Consider the following 18,084-nt stretch of genomic DNA (forward strand, 5'->3'; position numbering starts at 1 on the left):
CACCGAATGGAGAATCATTTGCAGCTGATGGGCAAGCATAGCCGCATCGCTACGGCCGAGGCTGACCGGCGATGGCCGCATCTGGGTTTCGGTAAAGTGTGCCGGCGCGATGACTGCGGCGCGCTCGCTGTGTCAGCTCACGCTCGCCTCGGCTTGTTGCTTCACGTAATTGAACGGCAGCAGGTCGCTGATGTCCGCGTCTGCGGCGCGCTGCGGCAATTCGGTCAGCACATGCAGCAGCCAGGCGTGCGGTTCGACGCCGCAGGCGCGGCATGTGAGCATCATGCTGTATACCATCGCACTCGCCTTCGCACCCGCAACCGTGTCGCTGAACAACCACGATTTTCTCGCAGTGGCAAACGGCCTGATGTCGCGCTCGATGACGTTGTTATCAAGCGGCAGACGGCCGTCATCGACGTAGCGGATCAGATACTGCCATTGCCGACGGCAGTAACCGATCGCTTCGCCCAGCAGGCTCTGCGGCAGAACCTTCGGTGCCAGCTCGTCAAGCCAGGTCTTGAAGGCGGTCAACAGCGGCACGCTGTGCTGCTGCCGCAGGCGATACCGGTAATCGGTCAGCGTTTCGCCTTCAGGCAGCGTTTGCTTCGCGAGCGCCTCGACCTGATACAGCGCCTGGAAGAACTCGAGTGCCTTCGTGATGCGGGGACTCGGCTTGTTCTTCTGGCCCTTGAGCGCGTCCGTAAACAGCCTCCTCGCGTGCGCCAGGCATCCGAGGTGCATCGCCGTCTTGATCGTGCGCCAGGCAGGCCAACCGTCCGTCATCAGCGTGCCGGCGTAGTCGCCGGGGAAGGCACGCGGATGTTCCCCACCGCGCCCAGGTTGATACTCGAACAACACGACCGGCTGCTCGCTGTCCGCTGCGCTCCTGTAGACCCACATGTACGACGTGTCCTGTGCCTTTCGATCCTTTTCCTTGAGCACCTGGACCGTGGTCTCATCGCCGTGGATCAACCACTGGCTTCGCAGAATCTGCTTGAGCGCATCGTAAATCCGCGCGTAGTGCAGCTCGGCCGGGCGGATGATCCAGTTCGCCAGCGTGCCGCGGCTGACTGCAATGTTCGAGCGCGCGAGCACATCCTCCATTCGATACAGCGGTGTGCCGTCGACGTACTTGCCGGCCGTGACGGCGGCGATCATCGACGGACTGGCATAGCTGCCCGGCAGGGGCTGCGCTGGCATTGGCGCGATCACGATTGGCGTACGCACGCCGTGACGTTCACAGTGCCGGCACGCATATTTGGCGCGCGCGTGCTGCAGCACCGATACCTTGACCTCCATGTGCAGCTGTTCGCTGACGTCCTCGCCCATGCGGTGCAGGGTTTTGCCGCAGCACGGGCAGATCTTCTGCTCTTCGGGCAGGTCGTACTCAATGCGCTCGCGCGGCAGATCCGCAGGCAGCGGCTTGCGGCCGCGCTTACGCGGCTCGGGCTTGTCGAGCTCCGGCAATCCGGTGTCCGGCAGCGAAGGCATGTCACTGTCGCCTGCGCCGTCTGGATCGGCGTCGGCGGCATCTTCGGCCTCGTTGAACACGCGGCCCTCGCGCTTTTCGCTCTTTGGCGCGTACTGTCGGGCCAGTGCGAGACGATATTGCTCTTCCAACGCGTCGAGGCGCTTGGTCAGTTCGTCGATCCTGGCATCGCGCTCGGCGAGACCTGCTTCGAGTTCGTGGATATAGACCTTGGCGGCCTGCGGCAATCGGGCGAGATCGGCTTTCATGCGCTTCACGATAGCGAAGCGCGGCGTCGCACAGGTTTACGGAGATGTGTAACAGCCGGGACGGCCGTTGTTCGCCAACGACGTTCGCGATTCCGCTCCTCAACTCGTGAAGCAGTACTGTCGTGCGGGATGTGGACGCAGCGCGTCGAGATCGACGCCGTCGAGCAGCAGATGGAGCTGGTCGACCGTGAGTTCGATCACGGCCTGCTGACGACGGGGCCACGCGAAACGATCCACCTCGAGCCGTTTCAACATCAGCCAGAAGCCGGCACGGTCATAGAGCAACAGCTTTACCCGATCCCGTTTCCGGTTGTGGAATCCGAAGACGGCTCCCGCGAGCGGATCGAGCTGCATCGACTGTTCGACCATCGTCACCAGCGTATTCAGTCCAGCCCGGAAGTCGATCGGCTCGCGATGCAGGTAGATCCGCAGGTCGTTGTCGAAGCGGAACATCAGCCCGCTCCCAGCGCGGCAATCATCGCCGTGACCAGCGAGGTGTCTCTCCCAGAGCATTCGAGCTCGAGCACGACACCGTTAGGCAGTGTTGCCGACAAGCGCGCAAGTGGTGCAGCTCGCGGCGACGGACGTGGCGGATCTCGTTGCAGCAACGGCTGCGGGGCTGGTAATGCTGTGTCCGCAGGAGTCGATGCCAGTGACTCGCCGATCAAGACGACCGGCACGAAGGTTGACGGTGCTTGCGCGATAGCATCATGTGAAACGTCGGCAACTTCACATCGCTCTTCCAGTTGCACCCATTTGCGCAACTGGTTCGCATTGACCCCAGCCTTCAGCGCCAGACCAGCCAATGACGCGCCCGGCCGGCGACAGGCTGCGATCAACTTACGCTTGCCCTCCGGATCGTATCGATGCTTGCCATCCGCGCACGTCCGGGTTACGCGCAGAGGGAGAAAGTCAAAGTCAGTGTCGGTCATCATCTGCGTCCGCAATTCAAGTCTGCGGACGCAATCGTGGATCGATTCGGCAGCGCTGCCTAGGTGCGGAGAATTTCGCGCTTACGAAAGTCCCGTCGACGATGGGCGCCCGCAGCTCAGATCAGTGTGGTCGACACTAATCGGAGTCCGTTACAGCATCGAACCAATCCTCGTGACGAACGGCTCGAGGTCCGTCGGTGCACGGGAGGTCACAATGCGCCCGTCTACTACGACGGCTTCGTCAATGTAGGTCGCGCCAGCATTCGTCAGATCTTTCTCCGTCGACCACCATGCGGTCGCGCGGCGCCCCTTAAGGAGCCCTGCATCTGCCAGGATCCAGGGACCGTGGCAGATTGCGGCGAGAAGCTTTCCTGAAGCATGAGCCTCGTTAACCAGATTCAGGACGTCCCGGTCGGCTCGCAGGGAGTCCGGATTCCACGTCCCGCCCGGAACAATGTACGCGTCGTACTCGGAGGCCTTCACGTCGCCAACATGACGGTCAAATTTGATCCAGCCTTGTGTTCAGTCGGACGCTCAAGAGTCGGTTACACGCCCGTCGGCGGAAGTTGCTACGCTGATCAACGTCTCCCAACCTCAGGTGCCGCCCGACGTGATCGCCGACTGCAACGTCTTTATTTCTCCCGACACATCCGTAAGCAGCGATTCGAAATGCACCGTGTTGTCCGCAAACTGAACGCGCTCTGTATCCAGATCCACCGTGTTGCCGTCGAGCGCTGGCTGTATTGGAATTCGGTATAGCAACGGGCCATAGTCATCGGCAGGTCCGCCCATTGCGACGAGCGTCGTGTCGCCGGCGATGTGACCGGGTTGCGTCAATGCCATCGTCACGCCGCTTGTTATGTTGGCAGTCCCCATCATGGGCAGCGCAGAGCCTTTCGACGGGCCCGAGCCCACCGTGCCGTCGCTCCGTCGCAGTGCTCGGGCAAGAGAGGACGCGAAATCGACATCGCGCGCCTTGTAGCCTGGCGTGTCTGCGTTCGCGATGTTCGAGGACATCAGTTCCTGTCGGTACGAGCGGACATCAAGCGCCTGTTTGTCAAAGGCGAAGGCGGCATCGAGCTTATCTAGCATTAAAGTCCCTTACGATTGATCGGGCGTGCAAGGCGTCACAGAACGTTAATTTCGGCAACTGAGAAGGCCCCGAGTCCGTAATAACCTTTGGCAAATCGGTCGGCATTGCCCAAGACTCAAATTCCGAGCATCCAGAAGCCCGACGTTTCACTACAACTGCGTCTGCATGATGTCGGTATAGGCGCTTACGAGTCTGTTGCGGATTTGCAGCGATTGCTGAAACATAATGCCGGCTTTAGCGCCGTCAATCTTCGCAGAATTGAGCGAGACGTTCGACGCGCCAAGTTCGAACGCATGCATCTCACCCGATGCCGACGCCTGGCTGGCGCTTACCTTCGCGAGCGACTGTTGAAGCAGTTCCGTGAAGCTAACCTGGCTGGTCGCAGACGAAACCGACGCCGAAGAGTCCAGCGACTCCGGATTCGCCGCTTCATTCGCCATTACTTGCATCTGCTGCAAAGCAGATGTGATCGGATTTACCGGTACCATCACTATCTCCCGTCATTGCGGCGCGGGCAAACGTAACCGGCTTAAAGCTGCGCATGGTGCGCGCTGGTTTCGTCTGTAGGAGTCGCTCTTAGCCCGCGCACCAGAGCGGAGGACATTATGACGATCCTTCATGACGCCAAGGATACGGTCCAATTACAACTTTGTTATCTCGCTCGCAACTACTATGACAATAAGTTACCGAACGACGACTCAACACAGCAACGTGCGCTGCGAGTGGCCGTCCGGAGCCAAGCAGGGAGCGGCCATTGTTGTCAGCGAGCTTGGAGGTCCTATATATCGGCGACGGTCCTCCCGGGTTCGGCTAAGAAGTTGTTGCGAAATTAAATTTCGGGGCTGTTAACTTTTCTGGGTTGGTTTTAACTTGCTGTCTTGTTTTGACTGACAGGATGCGATGCCTAAAGAACTAATCGACGACGAATTGTGGTCACTCATCGAACCGCTTCTGCCTGCGCGAGCGCCACGCAATCGCCAGTATGCGGGCCGCAAACCGACACCCGACCGCGCGGTGCTCGCAGGCATTGTGTTCGTGTTGCGCTCCGGCATTACATGGAATCTGATCCCGCAAGAAATGGGATGCGGTTCAGGCACGGCTCGCTGGCGACGTCTGGTCGAGTGGCAGCACGCTGGTGTCTGGCAACCGTCCGACAAAGTAAAAATTGATCCGTTCGGGAAGTGAAACTTGTACCGGCCCCATAAAATCGCTCCCATCCGCAGCTGTTCGTTCCCTCTGCCACTGGGCGATCTAACGAAGTGGAAAATGCCGTGTCCACGGCAATAGGCTTGACGAGCGCATCCATGCCACCACAGGTCCCTATGAGCAGTCGGTGGGCAACGGACTAGCGCTTGGGGCACGCAACCCTTCAGCGATCAAACTCCGGTTCGTCGAACAGATCAGGGGCTGCCCGGAACGCAGCGGGCCCGGGTACTTCGCCGGCGCGGACCTGCGCCAACTGGTCCGCTGGCAGCCAGACCTCCTCGAGCGCGCTGATCCCGCCTTCGATCAGTTGCTGCAGGAAAAAAGACGGCTTGCCGCCGCTTGTTTCCGCCAGAAGCCGTAGCCTGCGCTCAATGCCCGGATCGATGCGGACTGCGACAACCTTCAATTTTTCTGCTTTCCTTGGCCTGACCAACCTGCGCTCCGCGGAGTTAAACATAAGCGCATTTTACGCGGAGCCGCCGGACCTATTGCGCTACGCACCGGGATTGGCGCCAAACACGTTCGCCGGTTGCTACATGCATGCGCTGGCGATCTGAGATGGTCTAGAGTACGCCGGATCGCGTCGACCCTCACCCGATGCCGTTGCGCGTGGTCACTGACCATCAACCGCCGATGCGATACCCGCCTGCCGCCCGTTCGTGGAAACGCATATGCCTGACGTTTGCTTCCCCGCGCGTATTAGCTGTCGATCAGGAACCTGTCGCGGTTCTTCGCGTCCTTGATCCAGTTCGGCGCCCGGCCCCGACCCGACCAGGTCGCCCCCGTCTTCGGGTCACGGTATCTGGCCGCCACGTGTGCCGCCGGCGCCCGCGGTCCACCACGCCTGCGGCCGAAGATGTCCTGCTCCGTGAATCCGTACTCGGACACCTTCGCCCGGATGTCAGCGAGGACCTCCTGAAACTCTGCCTCCCGGGCAGCAGCCGCCTGCGCCTCCAGCTCGGCCATTTGTGCTTTCAGCTCCTTGTATGTCGCCAAGATCTATCTCCCCGATCGGATACGATGATGACGATCATAGCCCGCTTCGCGTCAGTGCAACCGGCAGTTGCCCGCTGCCCGCCCCGCACGCACGCTGACGCCCATCAGTGACTAATGCGTGTTCAGCTTGGTGGGAAATGCAAACCTTTCAGTCATAGCCGAAATACTCTTACCATCACGTTGCAAACAAGGGGCCAGCGATAACAGCAATCGCCTTAACTAGGCGATTGCTGTGATACGAATCGATACCTGTTGGTGACTGCTGACGAAGCCGAGATATTCATATGCAATTCCATACTTATTATAAAACTCGCGCCAAGCTAAAAATTCGTGCTGCTCATAGCCGGGGTAGTTAAAATACTCGTCGAAACAGATCACGGTGCCGGCCTTCAAATATGGCCGGCATGTCTCCAAGATGGTGCGTGTGCCCGCGTACAAATCGCAATCGACATGGATGAATGCGATATCGCGGGACTTGCCTTCTATAAATGGAGGCAAGGTATTTTCGAAAAGTCCTGAAATCAGTTTGCAGTTCTCCCGTACCGGCGGCAATGCGGCACGTCCGAAGGCGCCCGACTCGAAGCCAGTTCTCCATGTCTCAGGCAGACCCGTGAATACATCGAATCCGTAGATTGTCTGTCCGCTTTTCAATCCAGCAATGTGGTTGATCGTGCGCCCAGATGCCACACCAAACTCTAAATAAAGACCATTTATACAAGTGTTCTCGAGCGAAAACGCCAAATGATCCAGATCATTGGAGAAATTTTTGGATCTCAGCATGTTTCGCTGATAGTACCGAGCTGAAGACAGCGCTGCATCGATCTTTGCGCACTGAAGAACATCGAAGCTGTCAGTAGTCTTTCTGAAGATTGAATATTCTATTACCTGAATCAGATTGTTCGTATCCACAGTGTTGGCGTTGTTCGGGTTAATCAAATGACTGCGGGGACAATCGCTGTCACATGTATTGAAAAATGTAGACCAATAAGGCGTTTGCGCGCGCCGCTCCGACGAATGCACCAAAAGCTAGGTCGGCAAGATCAGTGCGACTCACCTATCCTCATGCGCAACGGCAATCTACTTTCGATACCTTAGCATGCCTTACCTAATATTTCAGATGTGGCGATAACTAATCGATGGTCATGAGCACCGTGCAGAGTGATCTGAGATGCCGAATCTTCCTGAGCTGGTGGCGCTCGTGGAGACGAGATTCTTTTGAACTATAGTCGGTCGATTACCGGCTTACGCGGTTGACATGAAAATGTCGGTGGAGCAGACCCGCGTCGTACATCGGACATCCGCAGCACACGTGCCTGCTCAGCAGGCGCACTTCGAGGCCCTTCGATTCGAACACGCGCACCGCCGCTTCCATCGCTTCGGGCGTGAAGCCGTTGTTGAATGTGTCGGCCCATAGCAGAACGGGCATGCGCTTCCTCCTCCCGCTTGTCGTGCTTTCACACAGCGCGAGCAGGCGCTTCGCGCTCGCGCCGTTGCGGAAAGCTTTCGCGGCGATGGCCGGAAACTTCACGTCTTCGGGCGAGAAAGAATTTCGCGCTCACCTTGCGGAACGACGGATTGCGCATCAGCGCATTCGCCACCCCGCTCGCATGCGTGGCGGCGGGCAGCCACTTGCCGGTGCGGCTCACCACCGCGTCCATCACATGACGGCGCTTGTACTTGTGATACTCGTAAAGCAAGTGGCTCTTGTGATTCCCGACTTCCACATGCGTGGGGCAATCGCTGCGACAGCCCTTGCAGGCCAGACAGTGATCGAGCGAGTCCTTCACGGCCGCGCTTTGCCGGCCGTTCTCGATCACTTCGCCCTTGAGCAGTTCGAAGAGCAGACGCGCGCGGCCGCGCGTCGAATACTTCTCTTCGCGCGACGCGCGATAGCTCGGACACATCTTGTCCCCGCCCAGCGAACGGCACTTGTCCATGCCGATACAGCGCTCCGTCGCGCGCGCGAACGTGTCGGGCTTCGCTAGATCGCCGAACGTGAACTGGCGCGACACATGTAAGAGACGATAGGTCGTGCCGAGGCGCAGGTTTGTCGTCCACCGGCATGGCATCGCCCAGCTTGCCCGGATTCATACGCTCGCGCGGATCCCAGATCGCCTTGGAGGCGCGGAACGCTTCCATCAGTTCCGGCGAGTACATCAGGTGCAGCATCTCGCCCTTCGCCTAGCCGTCGCACCGTTCGCCCGACAGCGAGCCTTCGTACTTCACGACGAGCTTCGCGGCGTCGAACAGGAACTCGCGCCACGGCTTCAGGCCTTGCCCGTTACGCAGGTCGAGGTGATGCCCGAGTAAATGCAGCCATCGCCGAAACGGCCGTACACACTCGTTTTGTAGCCGTACAATTCCAACAGCGCCGAGAATTCGCGCAGGTAGGCGCCGAGATGGCGCGGCTCCACGGCGGCATCTTCCCAGCCGACGACCGGATCGGGCTTCGACATGTCGTCGCCGATGGAGGTAGCCGACGCGGCGGTTTCGCGGGCTGATCACAAACGCTTCATGAGCGCGGCATCGTCGACGAGCCGCGCCGACGGCGTGCCCGACAACTCAGGCGCGAGTGCCGCCGCGCGCTGCGCGAATTCCATCGCCACGGCCTTGTCGAACGCGCCGAATTCGACGATCAGCGAAGCATTGCCTTCTGACAAATCGACGATGTCAGCCAGCGCGATGCAACGCTCGCGAAAGCCTTCGACGATGCCCGTGTCTAGCTCTCACATCGCGATCGGCGACCGTGGCAGAAGTTGCGGCACGCAATCGGCGGCATCGAAAATGGTCGGGAATCCGAACACCACGAGCAGGCGATGTACGGGGTTGATGACTAGCGTAGTCTTCGCGCGCAGCACGGAAACGCCGGTACCTTCGGAGCCCACCAGCACGCGCGACGTTGAAATCGTTCGCCGGCCGCAGCTGGTCGGCGCTTTAGCCCGCGACGCGGCGCTTGAGTTTGGGAAAGCCTTCGCGGATGGCGTCGCCGTATCTCTCCACGGGACCGAGCAGACCCGAGACAATTTCCGCGCGTCGGCCGCCCGCCGCGAGGTGCTCGCGCAACGCGGCGGCGTCGTTGAGCTGATCGCAGATCACGCCCGGCCGCACCTTAGCCACGAGGCTCGTCTCATCGGTTTTCCCCGATGGTCGTGAGGTACTTCGACGCGTCGATGATGACCGCCGCGTTGACCGACTGCCCGCACATCGACGTGCCCCCGCCACGCGTGAGCATCGGTAAGTCGGCTTCTTGGAACGCGCGCATGGCTTCCACCACGCGACGATGCTCGTGCGATGTCGTCGGGCATGCCCGGCTGCGACAGCGTGAAGTCCACGTCCGGCACTCATCATAAGCTCCGCGCCCAGCTCAGCAAGATGACCGCGCAGTGCGAAGCCGGTAGTCTCTACCAACTGGTTTCGCTTCCTGAAGCTCGGCACGCAGCGTCGCGCTCGGCGCGTAGCGCCTGATACTCTTCGGATCGATAGCCAGGTGGGGCGCAGCACCGATGGTGAGGGTTGCGCCAATAGCACTTGTATTAATTCGCGCTGTGTAGGACGTACGTTTGCAGATGCGCATAGGCAACCCGCAAGTATGGCGTATCGATCTGGTGGCGTGCCGCGCGGGCGATCATGTCACCGACGATCGCTTCCGACTCGATACGCGGGGAGAGTCGCGCAATATCGCGCATCATGGATGCGGCCCAGGTCGACTCTGCATCCAGCAAAAAGCGACGGACGCCGTCCACGACCTGCGGGCTGAGATCGAAGCCCTCCGCCCTGGAGACAGTTACACACTCTTCGATCAATGCGGAGATCAAGTTCTTGCCATCAGACGTTCGCAAGATATCGCACAAGCGCCCGCGCATCAGGCAGGTCGCGGCTGCGCCTGAGGACAGCATTACCCACTTCTGCCAGAGGTCAGCATCAACTCTCTCGGACAACACACGCAAGCCCGATGTGGCGGCGAACGCCGCATGGAGCTGCCCGACCAGATCGCGTTGCGACGGATGGCGCGCACCGACAATGAGCTTGTCCTGATTGCCCATGTGCACGATGCTGCCGTCCTCTGCGCTCGACGCCGCGATATACGAGACGCCCCCCAGCACACGCGCTCGACCATAGCGACGGTCTAGCGTGTCGTACACCGCCATGCCGTTCAGCAGGGGGAGAATACCGGCTGCGCCGGCTAGCGCGGGCGCCAACGAATTCAGGGCGTCGTCGAGGTCGTACGCTTTGCAGGTGAGCAAGACCAGGTCGTAGCCCGGCCTCACTGCGTCCGCGGCCACCGTACGGACCGCCGAAGAGAAGTCCCCCAATGAGCTCGATACACGCAATCCATCGCGCATCAACGCTTCAGCGCGCCGGGGACGCACCAGGAACGTTACATCAGCGCCGGCCTGGATCAAGCGGGAGCCATAGTAACCACCCAGTGCGCCAGCGCCAAGGATAAGAACTCTAAGCCTTTCATGACGGTTGCTCATATTGTCTGCCATCGAATGTCCCGCTCTGCGTGATATGTGGCGTGGTGCCCGGTCCCATTCTATGAGGGCGAACACCGCTATAGATGAGATACTACTATCAAAGTAGTATTTCATCTATAAAAACGATAGGGGCCCGTAGTTACCGTACTTTCGCCGCTGCTGCGGAAAGACAAAAACCCGATAGACCGAGGTGATGTCGATCTGCCACTGCACTTGCAGGCGACTGACTTGCAAATGGGAGTTTCCGAACTCTATCCGGGCGAGTTGTGGCAAAGCACGCTCTGTTGGCAAACGGCAATGTTGCCATTCGCTCAATCTACACCGATCATGGAGGAAACGGCCTCCGCGGTTGCCGCCGACAAAGTCCAGCCCAGATGACCATGTCCCGTGTTGTAAAAGACACCAGGGCGCCTGCCACGACCCACGCGCGGCAGCATGCTTGGCAGCATCGGTCTCAGTCCTGCCCATGGAATAACTCGCGAAGTGGAGACGACAGGGAAGTATCGACGCACCCAATTGATCAATGGTTCGATCCGATCCGAACGAATATCCCGGTTCACGCCGTTGAACTCTGCTGTGCCCGCAACCCGGAACCGGTCTGTCCCAAGACGGCTGGTGACGATCTTCGCGCGGTCATCGAGGATGCTCACCCAGGGAGCGCTGCTCCGACTCGGTTCATCATCCAGATGTACCGTGATCGAATAGCCCTTGACTGGATAGACGTTCACATGATCGCCCAGCATCGCAGCGAACCGGCGACTGCCGACGCCGGCACAGATGACGATGCGATCAAAGACTTCGCGTCGTTGGTCGGAAGAAATCAAAATCTTGCCGCAGTCCACGGATTCGACGCTGTCGATTGCCGTGTCGTAGTGAAATTGCACACCGCGACGCTCGCAGGCCGATGAAAGCCCTCCGGTAAATTTGTGGATATCCCCGGACGAATCCGACTCAGTGAAAAATCCTCCGTGAAAGCGGCCGTGAAGAGTCGGCTCGATTGCGCGCATCTCCTCCGGCGTCACTGGGCGACGATCCAGCCCCCCCGCTCGCAGCAAGGTATTCACGCGCATTGCTGCTTCGTGCTCCTTGCGCGTTGCATAGAAGTGCAAGATTCCGCGCTGCTCGAGATCGAACTGGATGCCCTCGCGCTCCGCAATGTGGAATAGGTGTGCGCGTGCAGCGATCGCAAGCCTCACAGTTTCAATCGTGTTCGCTTCGTATCGCGGGATGTTTCCGAGAAACTCGGCAATCCAGCCGTACTTGTGTAAGCTTGGCCGCGGATTCAGTAGCAGCGGTGCGTCGCGTGCGAACATCCAACGCAGTCCTTTGAGGACAGTGGCACGGCTGTTCCATACCTCCGCATTGCTGGCCGAGAGCTGGCCACCATTCGCGAAGGACGTCTCCATTGCGGCATAGCGATGCCGCTCGAAGACACTGACGCTATGGCCGTGATTCGAAAGGGCATAAGCGGTAGTGACGCCGGTAATACCGGCGCCAATGATGGCGATTCGTGACATGTTCTGGTCCAGATTGTATTGAGCATCGCCAGCGATATGTGTCGCCGACGCGGATGCCCCATCTGTCCGTTTACCTGAGAGTTTCGCCACTGTCCCTGTTGCGTTACGGCGGTGGCTCCCCTTCGGTGGGCGCACGAGGCGCCGCTCTCCAGAGCGTCCTCGCATCACGGTCCTTTTGCCTGAGAGTTTCCGGGGCGGTTGCTCCATCGGCGCCGCTCAATCGAGCGGTCTCTCCCGTGATGCACGAATACAACGATTGCAAAACTACCATGACATGCATCGGACAATAGCTAGGCTCACCGCTTGACGCGGACACCCCGATGCATCTTGTCGGAGGAGTGGATCCTTCCAACGGCAGGAGTAGTACGCCCTGCATCGCCAACGCGTGAGGCAGCTGCTCCACTCACGCCAATCCTGTGCAGCCGTTCGAATTTGCGAGACATTCCTCTGCAGAGTGACAGGTCGGAACTCCCTTTCGACAAATTGATCGGTGCCAACCTGAACGTGCGCTCCGTTATCTGCCCCGGTCGTGTGCACACCCTATGAACGACTGCGTCGAGACGCGCACTGACTTCCTGATCGCTCGAGCCTTTGGTTCCGCCCTGCCATTCTCGATAGACGCGTGGCAACGCACTTGCGCGCATTGCCACGCGCCACCAACGAGTTGGTGTGACGAGCTGATCGAGAGATAGCGACCGTCACGAGGGCATCGTCACCCCCGCTTTTACTGCTATCAAGGTGATACTTTAGGCTGACGCCAAAAAATGTAATTAATAGCCGGCCCCAGACGACACCTTGCCGCCAGGTCCACTCACGCCAGCGTTACGTGCGTTCTCTTGTGCGACGACCGAAATGATATCGATGGCTTCCTGTACCTGCTGGCGAGTTATGTTCAGATAAGGAATGGCGCGTACGCCATCTGCGCCGGACGGCAGTACATACAGACCCTTGTCGTAAAGACGCTCGACGAATGTTCCAGCGGGAAGCGAAGAGACGCCGAAACGCACGATGTTAGTTTCGATCGCGGAAACATCGAGCGAAATGCCAGGCAGACCTGCGATACCGTTGGCGAGCATTCGAGCATGCTCATGATCTTCCTGAAGCCGTTCACGATGATTGCGCAGTGCATGCAGCGCACCTGCCGCGATAATCCCGGCTTGGCGGAAACCACCGCCGATTTGCTGCTTGAAACGACGCGCGCGAGCAATGAAGTCACGGGAGCCAGCCAGCGCTGAGCCTACCGGCGCACCGAGGCCTTTCGAGAAGCAGACGCTGACCGAATCGAAGTGGCGGGCGTATTCGCGCTCGGGAATCCCGGTGGCAGCTGTCGCATGCCATAGCCTCGCGCCGTCCAGGTGCAATGCGAGCCCGCGCTGTCGGCCAAGCTCGCAGACAGCCTGAAGTCGCTCGATCGGCCACACCTTGCCGCCACCGATGTTGTGGGTGTTTTCCAGACACAGCAGCTTGACCGGTGCGGGAATCGTGTTGGGGAAGAACCGATGCGACACGCCGAGTGCATTCGACACGTCTTCCGGGGTGAATACGCCGCGCACGCCGGGCAGCAGACGCGGGAGCACTCCAGAGAACGCCGCCGGCGCACCGCCTTCAAGAATGTAGACATGGGCATTTTGATCGAAGAGCACGGCATCGCCCGGCTCGGTGTGCGCCCGGATCGCGACCTGGTTGGTCATCGTGCCCGTCACCATGTAAACGGCATCTTCCTTACCAAGCAGTTCCGCGACTTCTCGCTCAAGTGCTTTGACGGTCGGATCGTCGCCGTATACGTCGTCGCCGACTGGTGCGTTGGCTATGGCGTCGCGCATGGCCTTGGTAGGCTGGCTGCAGGTGTCGCTTCGCAGATCGATCATAGTGTGCCCCCGAATCAGGTGAATAGTGAGCACAGCTTCAGCCACATACCGGCCGGGGATTTGGACAAACTTGCGGATTTACTGCCGAGCGATACCCGGCGGCACGCCGAAGAAGCGACTGAATTCCCGACTCAAATGCCCTTGATCGCAGTAGCCGACCTCAATGGCAACCTGCCGCAGCGGCACCCCCCGAAGCACAAGGTGCTTAGCCAGCGCGACTCGGCGTTGCACAAGGTACGCATGGGGCGCGACCCCGACTGATTTCTTGAACTCGCGCAGCAGGTGGTAAGCGCTCATCCCTGCTACCTGGGCGATTACGTCGAGCGACGGATTATCCACAAAATGGGCATCGATATAGTCACGCGCCCGCCTCACCGCCCCTGGCATTGCTCCCCCGATGGAAGGCCGACGAGCTGTAGACGCGTGCCTCAACACGAGTTGGGTCATCGCGGTTGTCAGTCGGGATGTCTTTTCAAGCTGGCTCGCGTCGTGAGATTCCGAGCAAATGTGTGCGGTGCGAAATAGCAACATCGTATCCGGGTCATCCATCACGACATCGGGAAAATGCACGGACCGCTGCGGTGCGCCGTCCGCGTCTCGCACTAGGCCGAGCAGAGCTGACGCGGACACGTACACCATGCGGTAATCCCAACCGCCCTCAATTGCCGGACGCCCTTCATGCAGCTGACCGGGATTGATCACGCAGATCGCGCCTTCCGGCATGATTAACCGTCGACCGCGGCCCTCGAGAAATGCCTGTGCCCCGCGTTCAATCACGCCGATCGCGAACTCATCGTGTGCATGCGGCGGAAACCGATGGGTGCGATAGCTCGCAGTCATCAGTTCAGCATCCGCGAAGCCAGGCTCGCGCCAAAATTTTGCCTGGTTTGATCGGGACGTATGTCCAGTACTCATGTTCGTGCCCCATAGTCAGTGGTGGCCAACGATCATCCAGCAGAAACGAGGCACCGGTGCATTCGCGGCCTGCCATGTGGCGCAGACTGGACGCAATGATTGTAGCTACATCTAAATAATCTTCAATCTTCCAAATTATGCACCTATGACGCTGCCAATTCGTTCCGCGAGTCCCGATTTTGCACAAAACCGCAATTTTGTCCATCACCCGGCACGAGGAAGCCGCGAGGATGCTTGGCCGGCCACGCGTCGACGCGCATGTGCAACTCAACGATCCGTAACGGAACGTCCCGATCAGGGCCTGGCGCCTCCCCCGCTGGTCCGTGTTGAGGACACTCTTCGTCCTGCGTCCCTCTAATCTCAAGCGAGACACTCCATGAATCATGCTGACCTTGAACATCTGACGACGTCGTTCCCCTATCGACGCAAGTATGACAATTTCATCGGTGGAAAATGGGTTCCGCCTTTGGCCGGTGAATATTTCACCAATGTTTCCCCAATCACAGGTAAGCCGCTGTGTGACGTACCGCGCTCTCAGGCAGAAGATATCGAGATGGCGTTGGACGCCGCCCACGCTGCCAAGGGAGCCTGGGCGGCTATCTCGCCTGCCGAACGCGCACTCGTTCTGCATCGGATCGCCGACCGAATGCAGGACAACCTCGAACGTCTCGCCGTTGCGGAGACGATCGACAACGGCAAGCCCATTCGTGAAACGCGTGCCGCCGATCTACCGCTCGCGATCGACCATTTCCGCTATTTCGCAGGATGCGTGCGGGCGCAAGAAGGTACATTGGCCGAGATCGATCAGGATACCGTCGCATACCATTTTCACGAACCGCTTGGCGTCGTAGCACAGATCATCCCCTGGAATTTCCCGCTGCTGATGGCGGTGTGGAAGCTCGCGCCCGCACTAGCGGCCGGCAACTGCGTGGTGCTGAAGCCGGCTGAGCAGACTCCCGCGTCAATCTTGGTGCTGATCGAGCTGATCGCCGATCTGCTTCCGCCGGGGGTCGTGAACATCATTAACGGCTTTGGCGTGGAAGCCGGCAAGCCGCTAGCATCGAGCTCTCGGGTGGCGAAAGTGGCATTCACGGGCGAAACCTCGACCGGCCGTCTCATCATGCAGTACGCGAGCACAAATCTCATTCCGGTCACGCTCGAGTTGGGCGGAAAGAGCCCGAACATCTTCTTCGATGACGTCGTCAGCGCAGACGATTCCTTCCTCGACAAGGCACTCGAGGGCTTTGCGATGTTTGCCCTGAATCAGGGCGAGGTATGCACTAGCCCGTCGCGGGTACTCATCCAGGAATCCGCGTACGAAAAATTCATGGAACGTGCTCTGTCACGCGTGGCCGCCATTAAGCAAGGACATCCGCTCAACCCCGACACGATGATCGGGGCGCAGGCTTCGTACGAACAGTTATCGAAGATCTTGTCATACCTGCAGATCGGCAAGGACGAGGGCGCCACATGTTTGATCGGCGGCGAGCAAAACCGACTGGACGGCGATCTGCGCGACGGCTACTACGTGAAGCCGACCATTTTCCGCGGAAACAATTCGATGCGAATCTTCCAGGAAGAGATTTTCGGGCCCGTTGTTTCCGTTACCACCTTCAAGAATGAGGAAGAAGCACTCGCGATTGCGAACGACACGCTCTATGGCCTCGGAGCGGGCGTCTGGACGCGTGACGGCAATCGTGCCTACCGATTCGGTCGGGCGATTCAGGCAGGTCGAATCTGGACCAATTGCTACCACCTCTACCCTGCGCACGCTGCGTTCGGTGGCTACAAGCAATCCGGTATCGGGCGCGAAAACCACAAGATGATGCTTGATCACTATCAGCAGACGAAAAATCTGCTCGTAAGTTACGCCGCGAAGCCGCTCGGGTTCTTCTGACCTATGCGAGCTGGGGCGGATCACGTATCCGCGCCGGGTGTGTTGTTATCTTTTCTCTGCTCTGCGTATCGTCTGCAGTGCGGTGTGTCTATGAGACGCACCGCACTGAACTTCGCGCCTCGCTGCGCAACGACCTATCGTCCAACGCTGGTCAGATAGTCCCGATCTTCCTGAGACATTGACTCCAGCCAAGCCAACTCGCCACCGGGAGACGGCAGCAGCTTCCCATACTCCACCATCTGCGCGGCGGGCAACTCAGCCAGGTAGACCCAAACGTAGCGGCTGTCGGTGTTTGCAGCACGCGCCACGACACCCACGATGCTGTCGAGCAGGCCCTGTTTCTGTTCGTTCGTTCTCCCTGCCCGAATCTGACCATGTACAAAAATGTGGTCTGCTTTCAGTGGCTTCCCCCGAGAAAGTGATTGCCTGCGGCGACAGGGGAAAATATGACTTGCGCAAAGAATCCCTGTGCCCCGGTCGCACTGCTGTGGGCATGTGTGATTCCCTTTGCGATTTCGCCTTTTTCCTCGGGGGTGAAACGGCCCTCAGCTGCCGTCACAACGTATGTCGGCATTGCGCGCTCCTCAAATAAATGTAGCTAAAACTCTATGGCCGATAGTGAAGCGGCAAGCCGCACTCAATATCCGAGCAACCATCAGGCCTGCAAATGGTTGTAGGTGCATCTTATTCGCTGGAGCGGTTGCCCGTCAGGAAGGATTAACCCTTGTGAATGGCGCGACAAAATAAAGCGTTCGCAGGCCGCCTTTCTAGCCCCGGTCGTCCGGACGCTGCAGCGACTCCAGCGCCTCAAGCAAGCGCTCCTTGGCAGCGCCTTTCATGAACCTCTGGACATCACGCTCAACCCGATTCTGGGCACGCCTCCAGTAAGGCTCGGCACTGCGCAATTTTTCGTCGCCCTCTTTGCTCAATCGCGCAACCTTGACGCGAGCGTCGGCCTCAGAGGTTACGTTAACCCATCCGGCATCGATCAGGAGCTTGAGGTTGCGAGAAATAGTGGTCTTGTCGAGTCCGACTTCGCCTGCAATCTCCGTGTAAGTCGCCGCGTCGAGGCGCTCCAGTGCACGCAGAAGTGAAAATTGCGTGATTTTTAAACCGACAGGACGTAGAGCGTCGTCGTAGACCCCGGTCAGTGCATTCGCGGAGCGCCGGAATTGTGTGCAGTAACAATCAGTGAACATGTTGGAATCGACGAACTCTAGATAGGCGCACCCGCAAGCTATCGGGTCGAGTAAGACAAGCGACAGTATAGCCACGCGCCAGCAGCTGAGGACCTGCAAATGCCCCCCTGACGAGACAGGCTCACCCTCTCGTCGGACCGTCAAGGAAGTACGTCACCATGCAAATAACGGCTATTTTATCCAAAGCCGCCAGGTAATGATGACGGAGAGTATTGGCTTCAACCGATTGTGGGCGTGCGAGCAGGC

At 59.2% G+C, this 18,084-nt stretch carries 22 protein-coding genes, 2 pseudogenes and 2 riboswitches; of the genes and pseudogenes, 2 read left to right on the forward strand and 22 right to left on the reverse strand.

Translation table 11 applies throughout. The features are described from left to right. Positions 1-132: 132 nt before the first annotated feature. The 6 genes from tnpC to fliE all read right to left on the reverse strand — a co-directional run bounded on the left by tnpC (position 133) and on the right by fliE (position 4,253). Entirely contained in the window at positions 133-1,737 is a 1,605-nt protein-coding gene (gene tnpC, locus G5S35_RS38090; RefSeq protein ID WP_183040844.1) for an IS66 family transposase, read from the reverse strand. Positions 1,738-1,836: 99 nt separating this feature from the next. Beyond that, the gene (gene tnpB, locus G5S35_RS38095; protein ID WP_181441131.1) at positions 1,837-2,190 is read right to left on the reverse strand and encodes an IS66 family insertion sequence element accessory protein TnpB; all 354 of its coding nucleotides are present in this window, start codon (positions 2,188-2,190) and stop codon (positions 1,837-1,839) included. Next, entirely contained in the window at positions 2,190-2,669 is a 480-nt protein-coding gene (gene tnpA / locus G5S35_RS38100) for an IS66-like element accessory protein TnpA (protein WP_373681723.1), read from the reverse strand. The genes tnpB and tnpA overlap by 1 nt, the downstream gene beginning before the upstream one ends. A gap of 150 nt (positions 2,670-2,819) precedes the next feature. Continuing rightward, positions 2,820-3,179, reverse strand: a complete 360-nt coding sequence (locus G5S35_RS38105; protein WP_311684179.1) for a DJ-1/PfpI family protein — start codon at positions 3,177-3,179, stop codon at positions 2,820-2,822. 84 nt (positions 3,180-3,263) lie between these two features. Continuing rightward, positions 3,264-3,761 carry a flagellar basal body rod protein FlgB gene (flgB, locus tag G5S35_RS38110; protein ID WP_110329846.1) on the reverse strand — a complete coding sequence of 166 codons (498 nt, stop codon included), beginning with the start codon at positions 3,759-3,761 and terminating at the stop codon, positions 3,264-3,266. 150 nt (positions 3,762-3,911) lie between these two features. After that, entirely contained in the window at positions 3,912-4,253 is a 342-nt protein-coding gene (gene fliE / locus G5S35_RS38115; protein WP_110329847.1) for a flagellar hook-basal body complex protein FliE, read from the reverse strand. Positions 4,254-4,662: 409 nt separating this feature from the next. Between fliE and G5S35_RS38120 the strand changes: the two are divergent. Next, positions 4,663-4,908: pseudogene (locus G5S35_RS38120) on the forward strand (transposase); the annotation flags it as partial. Between the two features lie 223 nt (positions 4,909-5,131). Here G5S35_RS38120 and G5S35_RS38125 read toward each other — a convergent pair. The 14 genes and pseudogenes from G5S35_RS38125 to G5S35_RS38160 form a co-directional block, all read right to left on the reverse strand. Next, positions 5,132-5,425: a hypothetical protein gene (locus G5S35_RS38125; protein ID WP_110329848.1), complete on the reverse strand. Its 294-nt coding sequence runs from the start codon at positions 5,423-5,425 to the stop codon at positions 5,132-5,134. Positions 5,426-5,667: 242 nt separating this feature from the next. Next, positions 5,668-5,964 (reverse strand): H-NS histone family protein, encoded by a 297-nt coding sequence (locus G5S35_RS38130; RefSeq protein ID WP_110329849.1) that lies wholly within the window; start codon positions 5,962-5,964, stop codon positions 5,668-5,670. Positions 5,965-6,183: 219 nt separating this feature from the next. Next, a complete protein-coding gene (locus G5S35_RS38135; RefSeq protein ID WP_111475086.1) occupies positions 6,184-6,873 on the reverse strand; it encodes a class I SAM-dependent methyltransferase in 690 nt (229 codons plus the stop codon). Positions 6,874-7,198: 325 nt separating this feature from the next. Further along, positions 7,199-7,390 carry a (Fe-S)-binding protein gene (locus tag G5S35_RS39885; RefSeq protein ID WP_237182047.1) on the reverse strand — a complete coding sequence of 64 codons (192 nt, stop codon included), beginning with the start codon at positions 7,388-7,390 and terminating at the stop codon, positions 7,199-7,201. 28 nt (positions 7,391-7,418) lie between these two features. Further along, positions 7,419-8,033 (reverse strand): 4Fe-4S dicluster domain-containing protein, encoded by a 615-nt coding sequence (locus G5S35_RS39890; protein ID WP_237182048.1) that lies wholly within the window; start codon positions 8,031-8,033, stop codon positions 7,419-7,421. 49 nt (positions 8,034-8,082) lie between these two features. Next, positions 8,083-8,133, reverse strand: a pseudogene (locus G5S35_RS40220) (hypothetical protein); the annotation flags it as partial. Between the two features lie 98 nt (positions 8,134-8,231). Further along, on the reverse strand, positions 8,232-8,420 hold the full coding sequence (locus tag G5S35_RS39895) for an FAD-linked oxidase C-terminal domain-containing protein (protein WP_237182049.1): 189 nt from the start codon (positions 8,418-8,420) through the stop codon (positions 8,232-8,234). Between the two features lie 45 nt (positions 8,421-8,465). Further along, a complete protein-coding gene (locus G5S35_RS39900) occupies positions 8,466-8,624 on the reverse strand; it encodes a hypothetical protein (protein WP_237182050.1) in 159 nt (52 codons plus the stop codon). A 274-nt stretch (positions 8,625-8,898) separates the two neighbouring features. After that, positions 8,899-9,081, reverse strand: coding sequence for a hypothetical protein (locus G5S35_RS39905; protein ID WP_237182051.1), 183 nt, complete (start codon positions 9,079-9,081; stop codon positions 8,899-8,901). Positions 9,082-9,091: 10 nt separating this feature from the next. Further along, positions 9,092-9,238: an FAD-binding protein gene (locus tag G5S35_RS39910; protein ID WP_237182052.1), complete on the reverse strand. Its 147-nt coding sequence runs from the start codon at positions 9,236-9,238 to the stop codon at positions 9,092-9,094. 259 nt (positions 9,239-9,497) lie between these two features. Beyond that, positions 9,498-10,454: a 2-dehydropantoate 2-reductase gene (locus tag G5S35_RS38145; RefSeq protein ID WP_237182053.1), complete on the reverse strand. Its 957-nt coding sequence runs from the start codon at positions 10,452-10,454 to the stop codon at positions 9,498-9,500. A gap of 299 nt (positions 10,455-10,753) precedes the next feature. Further along, the gene (locus tag G5S35_RS38150; protein WP_110329852.1) at positions 10,754-11,959 is read right to left on the reverse strand and encodes a D-amino acid dehydrogenase; all 1,206 of its coding nucleotides are present in this window, start codon (positions 11,957-11,959) and stop codon (positions 10,754-10,756) included. 61 nt (positions 11,960-12,020) lie between these two features. Then, a riboswitch (glycine riboswitch) is annotated at positions 12,021-12,112 on the reverse strand. Positions 12,113-12,116: 4 nt separating this feature from the next. Further along, positions 12,117-12,206: riboswitch (glycine riboswitch) on the reverse strand. 523 nt (positions 12,207-12,729) lie between these two features. Then, complete coding sequence (locus G5S35_RS38155) at positions 12,730-13,827, reverse strand: threonine aldolase family protein (protein WP_110329853.1); 1,098 nt, start codon at positions 13,825-13,827, stop codon at positions 12,730-12,732. A gap of 78 nt (positions 13,828-13,905) precedes the next feature. Next, a complete protein-coding gene (locus G5S35_RS38160) occupies positions 13,906-14,742 on the reverse strand; it encodes an AraC family transcriptional regulator (RefSeq protein ID WP_110329854.1) in 837 nt (278 codons plus the stop codon). A 376-nt stretch (positions 14,743-15,118) separates the two neighbouring features. Here G5S35_RS38160 and adh point away from each other — a divergent pair, with 376 nt between their 5' ends. Continuing rightward, the gene (gene adh, locus G5S35_RS38165) at positions 15,119-16,639 is read left to right on the forward strand and encodes an aldehyde dehydrogenase (protein ID WP_110329855.1); all 1,521 of its coding nucleotides are present in this window, start codon (positions 15,119-15,121) and stop codon (positions 16,637-16,639) included. Positions 16,640-17,036: 397 nt separating this feature from the next. On the opposite strand, the gene G5S35_RS39920 is transcribed toward adh, so the two are convergent. Both G5S35_RS39920 and G5S35_RS38175 read right to left on the reverse strand, forming a co-directional pair. Next, complete coding sequence (locus G5S35_RS39920; RefSeq protein ID WP_237181999.1) at positions 17,037-17,213, reverse strand: tautomerase family protein; 177 nt, start codon at positions 17,211-17,213, stop codon at positions 17,037-17,039. A 193-nt stretch (positions 17,214-17,406) separates the two neighbouring features. Next, a complete protein-coding gene (locus G5S35_RS38175; protein WP_110329872.1) occupies positions 17,407-17,838 on the reverse strand; it encodes a MarR family winged helix-turn-helix transcriptional regulator in 432 nt (143 codons plus the stop codon). Positions 17,839-18,084 lie beyond the last annotated feature (246 nt).

This window comes from Paraburkholderia tropica (assembly GCF_014171495.1).
GTDB classification, from domain to species: Bacteria; Pseudomonadota; Gammaproteobacteria; order Burkholderiales; family Burkholderiaceae; genus Paraburkholderia; species Paraburkholderia tropica.